Annotated in this window: 17 protein-coding genes and 1 pseudogene; 6 read left to right on the forward strand and 12 right to left on the reverse strand. The window is 67.4% G+C overall.

Features of this window, described 5'->3' with window-relative positions:
- Window positions 1-33 precede the first annotated feature (33 nt).
- Window positions 34-468 (forward strand): hypothetical protein, encoded by a 435-nt coding sequence (locus CR919_RS01980; RefSeq protein WP_099818595.1) that lies wholly within the window; start codon window positions 34-36, stop codon window positions 466-468.
- Window positions 469-478: 10 nt separating this feature from the next.
- Here the strand turns inward: CR919_RS01980 and CR919_RS01985 are convergent, their stop codons facing one another.
- Window positions 479-2,764, reverse strand: a complete 2,286-nt coding sequence (locus CR919_RS01985; RefSeq protein WP_099818597.1) for an FdhF/YdeP family oxidoreductase — start codon at window positions 2,762-2,764, stop codon at window positions 479-481.
- 212 nt (window positions 2,765-2,976) lie between these two features.
- On the opposite strand from CR919_RS01985, the gene fdhD reads away from it, so the two are divergent.
- Window positions 2,977-3,834: a formate dehydrogenase accessory sulfurtransferase FdhD gene (gene fdhD, locus CR919_RS01990; RefSeq protein WP_099818598.1), complete on the forward strand. Its 858-nt coding sequence runs from the start codon at window positions 2,977-2,979 to the stop codon at window positions 3,832-3,834.
- Between the two features lie 10 nt (window positions 3,835-3,844).
- Here the strand turns inward: fdhD and CR919_RS01995 are convergent, their stop codons facing one another.
- Window positions 3,845-4,381, reverse strand: coding sequence for a peroxidase-related enzyme (locus tag CR919_RS01995; protein ID WP_099818599.1), 537 nt, complete (start codon window positions 4,379-4,381; stop codon window positions 3,845-3,847).
- 106 nt (window positions 4,382-4,487) lie between these two features.
- Between CR919_RS01995 and CR919_RS02000 the strand changes: the two genes are divergently transcribed.
- On the forward strand, window positions 4,488-5,369 hold the full coding sequence (locus CR919_RS02000; RefSeq protein ID WP_099818600.1) for an AraC family transcriptional regulator: 882 nt from the start codon (window positions 4,488-4,490) through the stop codon (window positions 5,367-5,369).
- 7 nt (window positions 5,370-5,376) lie between these two features.
- Here CR919_RS02000 and CR919_RS02005 read toward each other — a convergent pair whose 3' ends face one another.
- The 8 genes and pseudogenes from CR919_RS02005 to CR919_RS02040 form a co-directional block, all read right to left on the reverse strand.
- Entirely contained in the window at window positions 5,377-5,937 is a 561-nt protein-coding gene (locus CR919_RS02005; RefSeq protein ID WP_099818601.1) for a TetR/AcrR family transcriptional regulator, read from the reverse strand.
- Between the two features lie 5 nt (window positions 5,938-5,942).
- Window positions 5,943-7,475: pseudogene (locus CR919_RS02010) on the reverse strand (MFS transporter).
- A gap of 123 nt (window positions 7,476-7,598) precedes the next feature.
- A complete protein-coding gene (locus CR919_RS02015) occupies window positions 7,599-8,318 on the reverse strand; it encodes a hypothetical protein (protein WP_099818784.1) in 720 nt (239 codons plus the stop codon).
- Window positions 8,319-8,364: 46 nt separating this feature from the next.
- Window positions 8,365-8,994, reverse strand: coding sequence for a DUF3299 domain-containing protein (locus CR919_RS02020; protein WP_099818602.1), 630 nt, complete (start codon window positions 8,992-8,994; stop codon window positions 8,365-8,367).
- Window positions 8,984-9,538 carry a DUF3299 domain-containing protein gene (locus CR919_RS02025; protein WP_099818604.1) on the reverse strand — a complete coding sequence of 185 codons (555 nt, stop codon included), beginning with the start codon at window positions 9,536-9,538 and terminating at the stop codon, window positions 8,984-8,986. Before CR919_RS02025 ends, CR919_RS02020 begins: the two co-directional genes overlap by 11 nt.
- Window positions 9,535-10,788 (reverse strand): ABC transporter permease, encoded by a 1,254-nt coding sequence (locus CR919_RS02030; protein WP_099818605.1) that lies wholly within the window; start codon window positions 10,786-10,788, stop codon window positions 9,535-9,537. Before CR919_RS02030 ends, CR919_RS02025 begins: the two co-directional genes overlap by 4 nt.
- A complete protein-coding gene (locus CR919_RS02035; RefSeq protein WP_099818606.1) occupies window positions 10,781-11,476 on the reverse strand; it encodes an ATP-binding cassette domain-containing protein in 696 nt (231 codons plus the stop codon). The genes CR919_RS02030 and CR919_RS02035 overlap by 8 nt, the downstream gene beginning before the upstream one ends.
- Window positions 11,473-12,006, reverse strand: a complete 534-nt coding sequence (locus CR919_RS02040) for a DUF2796 domain-containing protein (protein WP_099818607.1) — start codon at window positions 12,004-12,006, stop codon at window positions 11,473-11,475. The genes CR919_RS02035 and CR919_RS02040 overlap by 4 nt, the downstream gene beginning before the upstream one ends.
- 32 nt (window positions 12,007-12,038) lie before the next feature.
- Between CR919_RS02040 and CR919_RS02045 the strand changes: the two genes are divergently transcribed.
- The gene (locus CR919_RS02045; RefSeq protein ID WP_099818609.1) at window positions 12,039-12,515 is read left to right on the forward strand and encodes a MerC domain-containing protein; all 477 of its coding nucleotides are present in this window, start codon (window positions 12,039-12,041) and stop codon (window positions 12,513-12,515) included.
- Between the two features lie 7 nt (window positions 12,516-12,522).
- Here CR919_RS02045 and CR919_RS02050 read toward each other — a convergent pair whose 3' ends face one another.
- Window positions 12,523-14,712, reverse strand: a complete 2,190-nt coding sequence (locus tag CR919_RS02050) for a TonB-dependent receptor (protein ID WP_099818610.1) — start codon at window positions 14,710-14,712, stop codon at window positions 12,523-12,525.
- Between the two features lie 123 nt (window positions 14,713-14,835).
- Here CR919_RS02050 and CR919_RS02055 point away from each other — a divergent pair, with 123 nt between their 5' ends.
- Window positions 14,836-15,675 (forward strand): AraC family transcriptional regulator, encoded by an 840-nt coding sequence (locus CR919_RS02055; RefSeq protein WP_099818612.1) that lies wholly within the window; start codon window positions 14,836-14,838, stop codon window positions 15,673-15,675.
- Here the strand turns inward: CR919_RS02055 and CR919_RS02060 are convergent.
- Window positions 15,658-16,599 carry a LysR family transcriptional regulator gene (locus CR919_RS02060; protein ID WP_099818613.1) on the reverse strand — a complete coding sequence of 314 codons (942 nt, stop codon included), beginning with the start codon at window positions 16,597-16,599 and terminating at the stop codon, window positions 15,658-15,660. The two genes, CR919_RS02055 and CR919_RS02060, sit on opposite strands and share 18 nt — an antisense overlap.
- A gap of 106 nt (window positions 16,600-16,705) precedes the next feature.
- Between CR919_RS02060 and CR919_RS02065 the strand changes: the two genes are divergently transcribed.
- Window positions 16,706-17,449 (forward strand): SDR family oxidoreductase, encoded by a 744-nt coding sequence (locus CR919_RS02065; RefSeq protein ID WP_099818614.1) that lies wholly within the window; start codon window positions 16,706-16,708, stop codon window positions 17,447-17,449.
- Window positions 17,450-17,453 lie beyond the last annotated feature (4 nt).

A 17,453-nucleotide genomic window follows, 5' to 3' on the forward strand; every position in this document is an offset into this window, starting at 1 on the left:
GTCATCATGGATGACGTTCATTGGAGCTTCTCCATGCCTGCCCGCTGCGCCTCTGCTGCCCTCCTGCTGTCCGCGTTGCTGAGCCTGCCGGTCATGGCAGGCGAACGGCAATGGACCGTGCTGTCCAGCGGCGATACTGACGACACCCATGAGCGCTGGCAGGTGAGCGCGACGCGGTTGCATACACTGCCCGCCTTCGACCCGGCACGCGCCGAGCCGCCGCTGTCGGTGCATCAAGCCACGGCGGCAGCGCTGGCCCACGCACGCCTGCGTTATCCGGGCGACGACTTCGTGGTCTCCGAGGTCAGCCTGCAGCGCTTCACCGCCGGCGCGGCGCCGCCTGCCGAAGACGCAGCGCGAGGCTGGGTGTACCTGGTCAGCCTCGACTACAACGCCAAGGGCTGGACCCAGATGGTGCCGGTACTGCTGGATGGCAGCATCGTGCTGAGCGACAACGAGGAACCTTAGGTGCGGCGTCTCACGCGGGCACCTCGACCTGCGCGCGCATCCGTACCGGGATGGATTTCGCCGCCGGCGTACCGCTGATCCGATCGTAGTGGTCCAGCGGCAGCAGCGGATTGAGCTCAGGGTAGTAGCCCGCCAGTGCACCGCGCGGCATCGGATAGTCAAGCACGGTCAGGCCGTCGATGCGCCGCGTCACGCCATCGTCGCTGATCGTTTCCAGGCTCACCAGGGCTTCCTTGCCGAGCCCGCGTGCCAGACGGTCCTCAATGTTCATGAATACCACCATGCGGTCGTTGTACACGCCCCGGTAGCGGTCGTTGTAGCTGTAGATGGTGGTGTTGTACTGGTCGTGCGAACGCACCGTGGCCAGTCGCAGCATCTCCGGGTCATCGACCACCGTGTTCACTTCCAGGCCCGGCATGACCAGGATGTTGGCCTTTCCGTTCGGCGTCGGCCACACGCGCCGGCGCGGTGGAATGTCCAGGTGGAAACCGTGCAGTGCCTGGATGCGTTCGTTGAAGCCTGCGTAGATGTCCGGGTAGACGGCGGCAATCAGGTCTCGGATCGGACCGTAATCATGCATGTACGCGGCCCAGTCCACCTTGCTGTCCGGCAACGCCGCCATCGCCATGCGGCAGACGATCTCGACTTCCGGCAGCACGTGCTCGCTGGCCGGCTCCAGCACGCCGCGCGACGCGGTCACGTTGGACATCGCATCTTCGATGGTGACGAACTGTTCCCCCAGTGGCGTGCGGATCCACTCCGAGCGCGCCACCACCGGAAGAATCAGCGCGTCGCGGCCATGCACAAGATGACCTCGGTTGAGCTTGGTGGCGATGCCCACGGTCAGTTCCAGCTTGCGCATGGCTTCGTAGGCGCGTTCGGTATCGGGCACGGCATGGATGAAATTGCCGCCCATGCCGATGAACACCTTGGCGCTGCCATCCAGCATCGCCGCGATCGACTCGACCACGTGGTGGCCGTGTTCGCGTGGCGGATCGAAACCGAACACCTGCTGCACGCGATCCAGGTAGCGCGCCGTGGGCTTTTCATCGATGCCGACCGTGCGGTCGCCCTGCACGTTGGAATGCCCGCGGATCGGGCCGATGCCCGCGCCCGGCTTGCCGAAGTTGCCGCGCAGCAACAGCAGGTTGGCCACCTGCTGCAGCAGCCGCGAACCCTGCTGGTGCTGGGTCAGGCCCATTCCATAGCAGATGACCGTCGCGCGCGAACGGATGTAGATCTCCGCGCAGCGCCGTATCTGCTCCTGCGCGATGCCCGACACCCGCACGATCTCATCCCAGTCCTGCGCCAGCACGTCTTCGCGTAGTGCCTCCAGGCCAACGGTATGCTCGGCCAGGAAGGCATGATCCAGCACCTGCTCGCCCTGCGCTTCGCGCTCGAACATCACCTTCATCATGCCCTTGATCAGCGCCAGGTCGCCGCCGATGCGCACGTGCACGAACTCGCTGGTGATCTCGGTGGAACCGAACGTGGCCATCTGCACCACGTCCTGCGGTTCGGTGAAGCGGATCAGCGCACGCTCGGGCATCGGGTTGACCGCCACGATCGGCACGCCGCGTTTGCGTGCTTCCACCAGGTTGCTCATCATCCGCGGCGAGTTGGTGCCGGTGTTCTGGCCCATCACGAAGATCGCCTCGGCGTGTTCGAAGTCGTCCAGCACGATGGTGCCCTTGCCCACGCCGATCACCGGCGGCAGGCCCCGGCTGGTCGGCTCGTGGCACATGTTCGAGCAGTCCGGGAAGTTGTTGGTGCCGAACTCGCGCACGAAGATCGAATACAGGAACGCCGCCTCGTTGGGCGTGCGGCCGGAGGTGTAGAACTCGGCCTGGTCGGGGTGGTCCAGCGCCTGCAGATGGCGGCCGATCAGCGCGAACGCCTCGTCCCATTCGCAGGGCACGTAGTGGTCGGTGGCAGCGTCGTAGCGCATCGGCTCGGTCAGCCGGCCCTGCAGCTCCAACCAGTAATCGGTCTGCGCCATCAGCTCGGTGACGGTGTGCTGGGCGAACAGCTCCCGGGTCACCCGGTGCTGGGTCGCTTCCCAGGCCAGGGCCTTGGCACCGTTCTCGCAGAATTCCAGCTTCTTGCGGTGGTCGGCATCGGGGAATGCGCAACTGGGGCACTTGAAGCCACCCGGCTGGTTCATCGCCAGCAATGCCTTCGATCCTTTGCTGATCACGCTCTGCTGCAGCAGCACCTTGGCGGTCGCACCGGCGGCCCCCCAGCCGCCTGCCGGTTGGTTGTAGGGCTTGTAACGCGGCGGCTTCTGTTCGGACATGGTCGGGAACCTGCGTTGGTGGAGTGCCTGCCTGCAGTGCCGGGCCCGCGCCCGGCTGCCGTGGCCAGTCAAGCACGCCGGCAACCGCGGCGCCATAGCCCAGCCGTGGTACAGCAGGCTGCCATGGCAACGGTTACCGCCGCGTCTTCACTGGAGGGCTGCGCTATTCTGCAGGCGTAGCCTGCCCTTCTGCTTTGCCCAGGATGTGCCGCATGCCCGGATCGACGCAGCCCTCCCCTCCGCCCGCCGGTACGGCACTGCGCACGTTGCAGCGCTGGCGCAGCACGGGGCAGGAGCATCAGGTCGACGTGATCGCCGAAGAAGTGCCGGTGGTGATGCGCTACAACGGTGCCGCCTTCGCGGTGATGATGGCCACGCCGTGCGACCTGGAGGATTTCGCCTTGGGTTTCTCGCTCAGCGAAGGATTGATCGAGCGGCCCGATCAGCTGCTGTCCGCCGAGGTGCAGCCACAACTGGAAGGCATCGAGCTGAAGATGACCGTGTCCGCCGACGCCCCTGGCGCCGCACTGGATCTGGACAACGGGCGCCTGCTGCCTGGTCGCGGCGGTTGCGGGTTGTGCGGCGCGCGTCAGCTGGAAGACGTGCTGCGTCCGCTGCCGCCGGTGAAGGACCGCCGCACGTATCAGACGGCTGCACTGCAGCGGGCACTGGCCGGGCTGGCCGCGCAGCAACCGATGAATGCTGCCAGTGGTTCGACCCATGCAGCGGCCTGGGCCGATGCCAGTGGCCGCATCGGCTGGGTGCGCGAAGACGTGGGCCGTCACAACGCGCTGGACAAGCTGATCGGTGCGCTGCACCACAACGAGCACAGCATCGATGGTGGCCTGCTGGTGGTGTCCAGCCGTGCCAGCTACGAAATGGTCAGCAAGGCAGCGCGCGCCGGTGCCAGCGTACTGGTTGCCGTTTCGGCCCCCACCGCGCTGGCCATCGACCTGGCCCGCAGTGCCGGTCTGTGCCTGGTAGGGTTCGCCCGCGAAGGGGGCTTCAACGTGTATACGCACCCGGAGCAACTGCAGGGGGATGGCCTGCACGGCCATCCGCCTGCCTGACGCGGCGGCCTCAGCGCAGCGCCACCTTCGGGAAGTCCACCGGCACGTCAAAGGCCACGTTGACGTAGTTGGTGAACAGATTGAGCGCTACGTGGGCCAGGATCTCCACAATCTGCTCGTCATCGAAACCAGCCGCGCGCAGCGCCTGCACGTCAGCGTCGGCAATCTGCGCACGCTGCTCGACCACCTTCAGCGCGAAGTCCAGGGCAGCGGCGGTGGCCGGATCGCTGGACTGGCCGATCTGCGCAGCGGCCATCTGTTCGCCACTGGCGCCGGCCTTGCGCCCCAGCGCCGTGTGCGCGGCCAGGCAGTATTCGCACGCATTGCGGTTGGCGATGGCCACCGCGATCTGTTCACCCAGCAGCGGCGACAGACGGCCGCCACCGAGCGCGCCAAATGCGCCCCACATGCTCTGCAGCGCGGCGGGCGAGTTGGCTACGGCACGGAACATCGCCGGTGTCGCGCCGAAGGCGGCGTGGACCTGGCCCAGCAGGGCCTGGCGTTCGGGCGTGGTCGAGGTCGGATCGATCAGGGGAATGCGGGACATGGGAGTACTCCTTGCGATAGCGCCCGGGATTGGACGATGGGCGCATCGTAGGTAGACTCTCCGGACGAATAGAGCATTTATCTCCAGACATGTTGTCCATTCATCCATGACCACCCTCCCGCCTCCGGCCCGGCCATCCGACGACGTGCCCGACCGGCTGTCGACCCTGCTCGAACGGTTCCGGGTACAGGCAGCGCTGTTCCATTCCGGCCCGTTGTGCGGACGGCACGTGTTCGAACCGCAGCCGGGGCGTGCCTTCCTGCACATCCTGCGCAAGGGCGAGATGGAGGTGCATCACCCGGACGCGGACTGCATCACGCGCCAGTTGAAGGTCACCGCGCCCAGCTTGCTGCTGTACCCGCGGCCCCTGCGGCATGTGTTCCTCAACGCGCCGCTGGACGGTCCTGATTTCACCTGCGCCACGCTCGATTTCGACGGCGGTGCACGCAATCCGGTCGTCCAGTCGCTGCCGCCGGTGATGGTGGTGCCGCTGTCGGCCATCGGTGAACTGGACGGCACCCTGCACCTGCTGTTCACGGAAGCCGACCGCCAGCGCTGCGGGTCGCGCCTGCTCACCAACCGGCTGTTCGAGGTTGCCCTGATCCAGGTACTGCGCTGGGTGATCGATCATCCCGATGCGGCGGGGGTAAGCCACGGGTTGATGCGCGGGCTGTCCGATGCGCGCCTGGCACGCACGCTGGTGGCCCTGCACCAGTCGCCGCAGCAGGCCTGGACCCTGCCGAAGATGGCGGCCATCGCCGGCCTGTCGCGCAGCGCGTTCGCGGCGGTGTTCAAGGACGTGATGCAGACCACACCGGCCAGCTACCTGCTGGACTGGCGCCTTAGCCTGGCCTGCACCCAGCTGCGCGCGGGGGCAGCGGCCAAGCAGGTGGCGACCGAGGTCGGCTTTGCCGATACCGCGTCATTGTCCAAGGCGTTCCGCAAGCGCCTGGGGCTCTCGCCCCGCGCGTGGCTGGCGACGCTGTAGCCCGCGGCTAGTCCTTAGGGGACTGCCCAGGAGAGAGCAACCCGCCGATCCGCTCGGTCAACTGTGCGCGCACCTTCTCGTCCAGCTGGCCTTCGTACATCGCCTCGTAGATCCACAGGCCGTCGGCAGCCAGCCGCGCCACGAAATTGTCCAGCGCCGCAGGGTCGTCGCTGCCGGCGGCCGGTGGAGAAGGTGCCCAGCGCTGCACTACCGGCGCCCACGGCCGGTCGCTGGGGAACTCAGGGTCCACCGAGTCCAGCATGAACATCAGCTCGGCACGGGTGGCACTCTGCGCCGAAACCCGCACGAACGTCTGGTAGCGCTCCAGCGCAGTGGCCTCGCCGGCCGACTTGCCCAGCAGTGCCTCCATCGATGCTTCCCAGCTCTGCACCAGGTGCTCGTCGATGCCGCGCAGCAACGCCTCGCGCGACGGGAAGTGGTACAGCAGGCCGCCACGGGTCAACTGCGCCTCGGCCGCCACCGATTCAAAGGTGACCGCACGCACGCCGTCGCGGTTGATCACGCTGACGGCGGCGTCGAGGATGCGCTCGCGCTTGCTGGTTCTCATTGCCGCTATTTTACGCGATCGGCAGCGCCGTCGCGGCCACCGGCACGTCCGAGCAGCAGGCGCGCGATGATCACCGCGCCGGCCGCCAGCACAGCGCTGATCACCAGCAGCACGATCTGGTAACCGCGATCGTAGGCCGCGGTTGCAAGGGCGAACCACTCCCCCTGCCCCGTGTCACGCGCCACGTGCAATGCCTGGGTGAACCCCTCGCGCGCGGCGGCCGGAATGTCCGCCGATTCCGGCAGGAACGCGCCGTACATCGCAGCGCTCAGGCTGCCCAGCAGCGCGACCGCCAGCAGGCCACCGAACTCGTAGGACACCTCTTCGACCGATGAGGCCATGCCCGCACGATGCGGCGGTACGTTGTTGAGGATGGCGGTGGACGCCACCGAGATCGCAGCACCCATGCCGAAGCCGGTGATCGCCATGCCGGCCACCACCCAGCCCAGGCCGTGCGGGAAGCCCAGCGCCACCACGCCCACACCTACCGCGCCAGCCGCAAGGCCGCCACAGATCAACGGACGCAGGCCGACCCGATGCAGCACGCTGCCGCCCAGCAACGCGCTGGGCAGGCTGCCCAGCGCCGCCACCGATACCAACAGGCCCGCCTGCAACGGGCTGAGGCCGGCCACCAGCTGGAAACGCTGGGTGGTGAGCAGCTGCAGCCCGGCCATCGCAAACAGGGTGAACACTGCCGACAGCGTGCCTGCGAGGAACGCCGGGTTACGGAAGATGGTGAAATCCAGCAGCGGATAGGGCAACTACTGCTGACGGCGGCTGAAGGCGAAGCCGGCGATGACCGCCAGCAGCAGCGAGACCGCGCCGACACCGTACGAGGGCGGCGTAGCGATCAGCGACTTGATCGCCAGCACCAGCCCGGACAGCGCGGCCAGTGCCAGCAACGAGGACAGCAGGTCCCACGGCCGCGTGCTGTCGCGCTGCCCTTCCGGCGCCAGCACCAGGGTCGCGATGAAGGCGACCACCACCACCGGCACGTTGATCAGGAATACCGAGCCCCACCAGAAGTGCTGCAGCAGCCAGCCACCGATGATCGGCCCCAGTGCCGCACCGACGATGGCCACCGAACCCCAGATCGCGATGGCGATGTTGCGCTCGCGCTCTTCATGGAAGCTGAGCCCGATCAATGCCAACGTGGCCGGCATCATCGCCGCCGCACCCACGGCGAGGAAGGCACGCGCTGCAATCAGCTGCGCGGCAGTCGCAGAGAACGCGGCCGCCAACGAGGCGATGCCGAACACCACCAGGCCGATCAGGAACATCCGCCGGTGGCCGATGCGGTCACCCAGGGTGCCCGCACCCAGCAGCAGGCCGGCCATCACCAGCGGATAGGCGTTGATGACCCACAGCGCCTGCCCGGCACTGGCCGAGAGCTCTTCGGTCAGGGTCGGCAGCGCCGTATACAGCACCGAGTTGTCCAACGTGACCAGCAGCAGGCCGGCGGCGACGGTGAACAGCAGCGACCAGCGACGGGCGCGCGACAGGGACGGAACACCGTCCAAGGGCTGGGAGAGAGCCATGGGAACCTGGATGGGAAGGGGTACACTCATAACTATACAGGACGTCCTGTATAGTTATAGATCTTCCAGGGAACGTTATTCAGCTTCCGGGAGGCGCAACGCCTGCTGCGACAAGGCTTGTGCCTACCTGCACTCCGCCGGCAATGCAGCGACCGCCTGCACGACCGGGTCCTGCATGGCCTCGCCCACCGCAGCATCCAGTTCGCCACGCAGATGGCCGTGCTGCCGCTGCATCACGTCTTCGCACAGCGCACGCACCCGCGCACGAGCGTTGCTGCGCAGCGTGCTGCAGCGCCAATCCACCCCTCCCAGCGGCAGCACCGAATAGACCACGCTGTTGCAGGCGTTGCCGGCGCGCTCTGGCAGCGGGCGCCCGCCGAAGTCACGCGGCGCACTGCTGCGCTGCGGGTCGAAGTAGCTGTCCGGGAAGGTGCGTGCGTACTGTTCGATATCCACCTCGATCCTGCCGCCATCGCCTGCAGGCAAGCTCAGTGGCTGCCCGCAGCCAGTGGCATCGGCGCGGTGCTGGATGTACTGGTAGATCGGCCGGTCCAGGCTCGCATCCTGCGTGGTCACGGCGCTCACCGCCGCCAGCACCGGCAGCGATGCACGGTTGGCCATGCGTGCCAGCACTCCCGCCTGCGTCGGTTCACAGCGGTCGCGCAGCGTCGCCACCAGCAGGAACAGCAGGTCATCACGAAAGGCTTTGTCGGCAGCCAGGTGATGTTCGATGCGTGCCTGCGCTTCCGCCGCCGGTGCTGGAAATGCCACTGCCGGTGGCAAAGGCGCGTGCGTTGCGTTCCACAGCAGCGCCACGCCGGTCCCTGCCAGCAGCAGCACCATCAGCAGCGCGACGCTGCGGGCGCGGAGCTTCGTCATCGGGTGTTCGTCATCGGGTGATCGCGGAAAGCGTCGCCGCGGCTGCGTCATAGGACGCGCTGGCGATATCCGCCTCGAAGTGCTTCACCTGCAGGCGCCCTGACAGCCGGTAGGGATCCCACAACGCGCCCATCGTGATCGGGGTGGCCAATGTCACATGGATGATCTGGTTCGGCGGTGGCGGCGGTACGTGGATGCACGCGCCATAGAACGGCACGAACAGCAGTTCGTCCACCTGCCCCGCGTCGTTCATCGCCAGCGGCACCACGTAGTCATCCAGGTCCAGCGTCCGTCCATCCACGCCATCGACCACCGCCGACGAGCCGAACTGCTGCGCGCGCAGAGGGCTGGAATGATCGATGGCCTGCCCGGGCAGCGAGCCCGATCCCGTGTCGTCGATCAAGCCGCCTACCCCATCCATGCCGTTGCCACGCGACAGCCCGATCTGCGGCGGTGGACGCTGGAAGCTGTCCTCCCCGGGCATCAGCGCGTCCCAGCGGTCGATCACTGCGAGTTTCGCCGCTGGCGAAGCGGCAGCGGCATCGTCCCGTGGTCGCGGCACCTCCACGGGCGGCCGGCCACAGCTGGTCAGCAGTACACCGGCAAGCACAGCGGCAAGCACCTTCGCGCTACGGTTCATAAGGCCTCAATTCGGCGTCGGCCATGCTGTAGGCCGAGCCGGCAAGATCATCGTCCACCCGCTCGGCACGCAGCACCCCGGCCAGGAAGAACGGCGAGTACATGTCGGGCATGGCGATCGGCTGCGGCAGCACCACGTGCACGATCTGGTTCGGTGGCGGCGGTGGCACGTGGATGCACGCGCCGTAGTACGGCACGAACAGGAATTCGAGCAGTCGACCGTCTGCCGCATTGGCCAAGGGCACGACATAGCCCGGCAACCGCACCGCGCGATCCAGTACCGCGTCCACGGTACGGAAGGTACCGAACTGGGCCATGCGCCGGTTGCCGCTGTGCTTCACCTCCGGCCCCTCACCGCGCTCCAGTGCGGCCAGTTCATCGCCCGGCAGCATCTGCAACCAGTCCAGCTCCTGCTCGCTTTCGGTGCCGGCACTGTCCTGCACCGGCGAGGGAGACAATGCCTGCACACCAGTGTCGGTCGGCCGTGTGCAGGCAGCCAGCAGCATGGCCGCAGCCAGCAGCAACCCGCGGACACCCGTGCTCATGACGCAGGCGCCAGGCCATCGGCCAGGGTGCGCCGGTAGGCCAGCAGCGCAGGCAGCAGGCCTGCGACCGCGCTGATCAGCAGCACGCCACCCACCCAGGCTAGTTCGCGCGCGTCCGGCCAGACGTGGGTGATCGACAGACCGAAATTGGCCAGCGCCCAGCTGCGCCCCACCACGCTGGCGCAGGTCAGCACGGCCAGCGCCAGCGCGCAGGCCATCGCTGCGGTAGCCACGGCTTCAACCACCAGCAGGCAGGCGACATAGGCCGGACGCGCACCGGTAGCGCGCAGCACCGCCATCTCGCGACGCCGCTCCTGCAGCGTAGATACCAGCAGCGCCATCAGCGAAACCATGCCCAGCAGCACCACCATCGCACTGATCAACTGCAGCGCGCGCTCGGCGGTCCCCAGCGACTGCCACAGCTGCTGCAGGGTCACGCCGGGCAGGATGGCCTGCAGCGCTTCGTCGGGATACTCGTTGATGCTGCGCTGCACGCCGAAGGTGGCGATGCGCGAGTTCAGGCCGAGCATGAAGGCGGTGATGCTGGTCGGGGTCAGGTCGAGCTGGCGTGCCTGTTCGGCGCTGACATGCTGGCTGCGAAGCTGCACGCCGGAGCGCCAGTCGACATGGATCGCCTCGATCGCCGGCAGTGATACCAGCACGGAAGAATCCACCGGCGTGCCGGTCCGCTGCAGGATGCCGACCACACGGAACGGCTTGTCCGCATGCGTGGCCAGCGTCACCGCACCGGTGCCATGGGCCAGCACGATGTCAGCGCCCACGCCGATGTGCGCCGCCTGTGCGACTTCCGCGCCGACCACCGCGTCATAGAGGTCGTCGAACGGCTTGCCCTGCGCGAATGCCAGCGGATGCCCTGCGCCATGCCGGTAATGTTCAAAGTAGCCGGCAGTGGTGCCGATCACCCGATAGCCCCGCCAGGAATCGCCCAATGACAGCGGCACTGCCCATTTCACCTGCGGCAGCGTGGACAGTTCCTGGTAGGACTGCCAGGACACGTTGTTGGTCGGATCGCCGATATGGAACACCGAATACAGCAGCAGATTCACCGGCCCCGAGCGTGCGCCGACGATCAGGTCCGTACCCGAGACGGTGCTGGCAAAGCCCTCGTGCGCCTGCGTGCGGATGCGTTCCACGCCCAGCAGCAGGACCACGCTCAGGGTGATGACCAGCACGGTCAGGCTCACGCTCAGGGCGCGGCTGCGCAGGCTGGCCCAGGCCAACTCAAACATGTGCACCCCCTGCCCGGTTCAGATCACCCAGCGACAACACCTGGTCGAACAACGGCTGCAGGCGGTCATCGTGGCTGACCACCAGCGCGGTGGTGCCGGCGGCGCGGCACTGCGCGGACATCAGCTGCAGGAAGGCCGTGGCCGCGTCGGGGTCCAGCGCCGAGGTAGGTTCGTCGGCCAGCAGTACCGCAGGGCGGCCGATCAAAGCACGGGCAGCGGCAACGCGCTGCTGCTGGCCGACGCTGAGCGTGCCTGCCGCACGCGGCATCAGTGCCGGGTCCAGCTGCAGCGCGCGCAGCAGCCGCGCGATTTCGGCGTCCAGCCCGCCGTCGATGCGCGCGTTGCGCAATGGCGAGAAGCGCACGCCCAGGGCGATGTTGTTGCGCACGCTCAGGAACGGCAGCAGGTTGAACTGCTGGAAGATCACGCCCAGCTGGTCGGCGCGGAAACGATCACGCGCGGCCGCGCCCAACGTGTTCACCGCATGACCGGCGACACGGATGCTGCCGCTGCCCGGCAGCAGGATGCCTGCCAGCAGGCCCAGCAGCGTGCTCTTGCCCGAGCCGCTGGTGCCGCGCAGCAGCACGCTGCTGCCCGCGCTCACCTGCAGCTGTGCGATGTCCAGAACTGCTCGGTCTGCGTAGCCGAACTGCACGCCCTGCAGATCGATGATGGTCGCTTGGTTCATGGCGCCAGCGGCACCCGCAGGCTGTCGGCGGTCACCACGCTGCGGCCTTGCCCGGTCGACGTTGCGGTATTGACGATCACCTCATGCAGACCTGGAAACAGCGTCGGCAGCGGCAATGCCAGCCCACGCAGCGCCGCCGGGTTGGCACAGTGGTAGCGCAGTGCTGCGGTGAATCCGGCGTGCGTGTGCTGGCCAGGCTGCGTTGCCACTGCTACTGGCGCAAAGCCCTCCGCAGTGGCCTCGGCATGGTCCAGCCGGCACTGCGCAGCGCTCGGCAACGTGACCCAGCTGCCGCTCTGCAGGATCGATCGCGCCCGCGCCACTGCGGCCTGTTCGCGGCTGTCGGCAGGTGGTCGTTCGAAATCGAGGATGCCGATCCCCGGCGCACGCAGTGCCAGCTCCAGCGTTCCCTGGTCCACGGCCAGATCGACATCGGCCTGGCCATGGACATGCGCATCGTGATGGCGCACGTCGTGGGCGTTCGCAGAATGGGCAGCAAGCAGCAGCAGAAGGACGGCAGAACGTTTCATGGGGGAGCTCCGTATTGTTACTATGTAACATTATGGACCACATCCCGACCTCGCCCGCAAGGGCCCGCACCCAGCCGCCAGCTTCGGCACGCTGGCATCCCCGCTTCGATCTGGCAGGCGCCTGGCTGTCGCTGGCCTGTGCCGCGCATTGCGTGGCCCTGCCCCTGCTGCTGGCCTTCACGCCCGCGGCGATGATGGCGCTGCGCTCGTTCCAGCACCCTGGCCACGCGGCGATGACCGCGCTGCTGGTGATGTCACGCTGGGAATGGCTGTTCGCGCTGCTGGCCTCGACGATCGCCGTGCTCAGCACCGCCGCCGGCCGGCGCCGCCATCAGCGGGCACTGCCGCTGTGCGTGGCCCTTGCAGGCGCGATCCTGCTGCTGTCCGCCTCGCTGTACCTGCCGTTGAAGGAATCGCTGCTCTGGCATGGCGCTGCCACCGCCTGCGGAGGGGTGATGCTGGCCGTCGCACATCTGCGCAACCGGCGGGCCCTGCGGTCCGCCGGTTGATGCTCCTTCAGAACCGGTAGCCGACCTCGGCACCGACAATGCGCGGGCTGTCCACTGGACCGTAGTAGTTGCCATCGCGGCCGAAGGCCAGGTTGTCGAAGATCAGGCCGTTGATGCGCCGCTTGTCGGTCAGGTTCTGCACGAACACGCGGGTGCTCCACGGGCCCCGCTCGTAACCCAGTTGCACGCCTAGTACGGCCACGGCCGGCTGGAACGCGCGGTTGCGCTCGTCCAGCGCACTGGAACCGGTGAACTGCGATTCCACCCGGGCATAGATGCCGGAGTCGAACTGATACCGCACGGCCAGGTAGCCGGTGTAGTGCGGCGTCAGCTTGACCCGCTTGCCATGCAGGTTCTCCTGCGGGCTGACCCACAGCTTGGTGTACGTCGCATCGACATAGCCGACATTGGCCATCACCGTGAACCCCGGCGCAACTTCAAATACGCCTTCCAGCTCTGCACCACGCGAGCGTATCGAGGCATCCGAGCCCACGTAGTCGGAGGAGATCGGCCGGCCGTTGGCATCGGTGGCCACCTGGATTTCCTGCCAGTTGTCCGAGCTGATATGGAACAGGGCACCGCCGAGATGGCCACGGCCGCCCGCGAGGTTCATCTTGAAGCCCACTTCGTGGCTCCACATGCGTTCGGATTCGTAGCGCAGCACCTTGTCGTTGATCACATCGCTCTGCGCGGCGGCCAGGTTGAAGCCACCGGGGATGTAACCCTTGGCCGAGGCCGCATAGAACGACAGATCATCGCTGGCGTCGTAGCGCAGCGAGACGCGCGGCAACGTCGCCGAGAACGTATGTGCCAGGGCGGCGTCGCGGTAGCGCACCAGCCCTCCAGCGCCGAGGTCGAGGAATCCAGCCCGCTGCTCGGTGGAGCGGCGGGCCTGCTCGTGGCGGATGCCGAGGCTGGCGGTCAGCTTCGGCAATGCCGGCAGCGTGTAGCTGGCGGTGGCGAACACACTGTAGTCCTCACCCTTGGAGGTCTGCCGCGGCGCCAGGTTGTAACTGTCCAGGCCGCGCAGCGCCGGGCCGACGAAGGTGCCCTGGATCGAATCCTTGTCGATGCGGTAGGTCGATACACCGGCCATCCAGGTCAGCGCCTGGTCGCTGGGCGAGCTGAAGCGCGCCTCGGCATTCCATGCATCCTTCCTGTCGTAGATGTAGCCGGCCAACGCGGAGCTGGCGGTCATGTCGAAATCATAGCCAGCCGAGGTGGTTTCCTCGCTGCGGTACGAGGCGGCAACATCCAGGGTGCCTGACTGCAGTTGCCACTGGGCGCTGAGGCCGGCAACGGTCTCGTCCTTTTCGGTGCGCTTGGGCGCATCGTTGATGTAGGTGAAATCACCGGCGTGGCGGCCACCGTTGAGGCGATCGCCATAGGTGCGGTTGTACAGGCCGGTATCCAGCGGCAGGTACTCGTACTCGAACATGCCCGGTGCGCGTGTTCGCAGGTGATAGGCCAAAGCGTTGACGGTCACGTAATCGCTCGGGCGCCAGCGCAGCTTGCCCTGCAGGTAGCCCTCTTTCACTTCGCCGCGCGCGCCGTACGGGGTCAGGTTCTTCAGGTGGGCATCCTCATCGGACCCCATGAACGCCACCGAGCCCGACAGCGTGCCGTCCTTGCTAAGCGGGCCTGCCAGGAAGCCATCCACGGCCGTACCGTTGCCATTGCCGAACCAGGTGCCGCGCACGTTCACCTCACCCTCGCGGGTATCGGCCGGGCCGCGCGTGCGCACCAGCACCAGCCCCGATTCGCTGTTGGCGCCGTACAGGGTGCCCTGCGGCCCCCGCAGCACCTCGACCGATTCCACCTGGTTGAGTACCGCGTTGCTCAGCTCGCGGAACGGAATGCCATCGATGTACACCGACGCACGGTTGACCAGGAAAGGATTGGATTCGATGCCACGGATGGAAATGAACAGGTTGCTCAGCTGGCCCATCACGTTGAACTTCACGTTGGGGGCCAGCTTGTCCAGGTCACGGAACTCGGTGACACCGGCTTCTTTCAGCGCCTGCCGGTCAAGCACGGTCACCGACAGGTCACTCTTCAGGTAGGGCGTGTCGCGCTTGGAGCCGGTGACCACCACGCCATCGAGGGTGGTGGCATCGGCGTGCTGCGCGTGGGCGGGAAGAACAGGAACGAGCAACGACGCTGCGACGAGGGCAACGGAGGAAACGGGGGCTTTCAAGGGCAACCTCATGGGGAACGGAAACGCGCCTGGCGGGCCGGCTGGCGCAAACTGTTATCCTGTAACATTCCGCGTTCGCCGCCACTCCATTGCAGTCAGCGCTGCTCCATTCCTGGACCCGCCATGCCCGCCCTCGCCGACCAGTTGCACCGGGAAGTCGCCCAGCCCATGGCCGGAACCGTGACCAGCGAGGATGGCTCGGTCGTTCTGCTGCGCCACGGCTTCCAGGCCAGCGAAGGCCCCATGGGGCACCCGCACCAGCTGCGCCTGGGCCTGCTGCTGGCCGGTGGCGGCAACCTGTACCAACGCACCACTGGCGGGGTCCTGCAGGCACGGTGGCATCCGGGCCAGTTCAACGTGGTACTGCCCGGCGATCATGGACACTACGCCAGCCCAGCGGTGGAGCTGCTGGGAATGGCCGTCGATACCGCGCAGTGGCGTGATGCGCCTGGCGGCTTCCCGGACATTCCTTCCCTTTCCCTGCGGCTGCATCGCGACCCGGTCATCGCCTCCGTGCTGCAGGCGCTATGGTCCAGCGCGCAGGTTGACGCCTGCGTGCCCGGCTTCCTGCAGTACGGTGCAGAGGTAGTGGTGCGGCGATTGGCCCAGCTTGCCGGCCATCCGCCCGCCCGGCCACGCATGGCCGCACCGCTGTCATCGCGGCAGCTGCGCCAGCTGCAGGGCTTCATCGATGAACACCGTTCGCAGCCGCTGGATGTCGCAGCGCTGGCCGGCGTACTCGGCATGGAACCAACCACCTTCAGCCGTGCGCTGCGCGCCGCCACCGGCACGCCACCGTATGCCTACCTGACCCAGCGCCGCATGGACTGGGCGCAGCAGGCGCTGCAGCGCGGCCTCAGCGTGACCGAGGTGGCCATGGCCTGCGGCTACGCCAATCCCAGCAAGTTCAGCGCTGCCTTCCGCCGCGTTGTCGGCACCCTCCCGTCAGCGTGGCTGCCGTAGATCCACGCCATGCGTGGATGGGCCACCAAGCGCGCGCTCCGCCTCGAACACACCCGCCACCCAATCGATGAATACCCGCAACCGTGGCGACGGCGTGCGGTTGCGCGGATAGACCAGGCTGACCGGGCTCGGCGTGGGCGGCATATCCGGCAACAGCTCCAGCAACTGCCCACGCGCGATGTACGGGTCCATCCGGTAACGCGGTGCCTGGATGATGCCCAGCCCGGCCAGCGCGGCACCCAGGAAGGCGTCAGCACCGGACACCCGCACGCGCGCCGGCAACGGCACATGGCGTACCTGGCCGCCCTGCTGGAACTCCAGCGGAATCAGCTGGCCGGTGGCGCTGGAACGGTAGCCGACCATCTGGTGTCCCGCTGCCAGCGACGCGATGCTCTCAGGCTGCCCGTGCGCCTGCACGTAGGCAGGCGACGCCACCGTGGCCTCGCGCAGCAACGCCAGGCGCCGCGCGGCCAGATCGCTGTCGGCCAGGGTGCCCACGCGGATGGCCGCATCCACGCCCTCGCGCAGCAGGTCGACATAGCGGTCGCCCTCGCTGACCTCCAGTTCGATGTCCGAGTAACGCTGCAGGAAATCCGGCAGGTGCGGGAACAGCAGGTGACGCCCCAGCGTTCCGTGCACTTCGATGCGCAGTGGCCCGCGCGGTGGAACGTCACGGAACGCGGCTTCGGCATCGTCCATGTCCGCGATCAGGCGCAGACAGCGGCCGTAGAAGGCCTCGCCTTCCAGCGTCGGCACCACCACGCGCGTGGTCCGGTGCAGCAGGCGCACGCCCAGGCGCTGCTCCAATGCCTTGATCGCATCGGTCACCGTGGCCCGCGGCAGCCCCAGGTCTTCGGCGGCCCGGCTGAAGCTGCGGCGCTCGACGATCCGCACGAAGGCACGCAGGGCGGTGAATCGATCCATTGTTCGGTTGGCCGGATGATGTTTCCGAATTATCCCTGATTATCCGCGACGGCGGAGAGACGAAGATGGCCCTGCGCCATGCCGGCGTGCCTTCCTGGAATGTGCCATGACCTCCCCCGCTTCCCGCCCTGTCGCCCTGGTCACCGGCGGCTCCCGTGGCATCGGCGCTGCGATCTCGCGCCGCCTGGCCGCCGACGGCCACGCCGTGGTGATCAACTATGCCGGCCGCCGCGACGAGGCCGAAGCCCTGGCTGCCGAACTGAGCGCCCATGGCGGCCAGGCCGTGGCCCTGCAGGCCGATGTCGCCGACCCGCAGGCCGTGCATGCCCTGTTCGACGCGATCGAGGCGCGCTTCGGTGGCATCGATGTGGTGGTCAACAGTGCCGGCGTGCTGCAGTTGGCTGCACTGGCCGACAGCGATGATGCATTGTTCGACCGCGTGATCGGCATCAACCTCAAGGGCGCATTCAACGTGCTGCGCGAGGCTGCACGCCGCGTGCGCGACGGTGGCCGCATCGTCACCCTGAGCACCAGCGTGGTGGGCATCAAGCTGGAAAACTACAGCGTGTATGCCGCCAGCAAGGCCGCGGTGGAGACGATGGGGGCGATCCTCAGCAAGGAGCTGCGTGGGCGGGGCATCACCGTGAACGCGGTGGCACCCGGGCCGACCGCCACCGATCTGTTCCTGGACGGGAAGTCGCCGGAGCTGATTGATCGGCTGGCGAAGACGAATCCTTTGGAGCGGCTGGGTACGCCGGAAGACATCGCCGGTGCGGTGGCGTTCCTGGCCGGTGCCGATGGCGGCTGGATCAATGGCCAGGTGCTGCGCGCCAATGGTGGGATGGTGTAGATCG

Source organism: Stenotrophomonas sp. LMG 10879 (assembly GCF_002750935.1).
GTDB lineage: Bacteria > Pseudomonadota > Gammaproteobacteria > Xanthomonadales > Xanthomonadaceae > Stenotrophomonas > Stenotrophomonas lactitubi_B.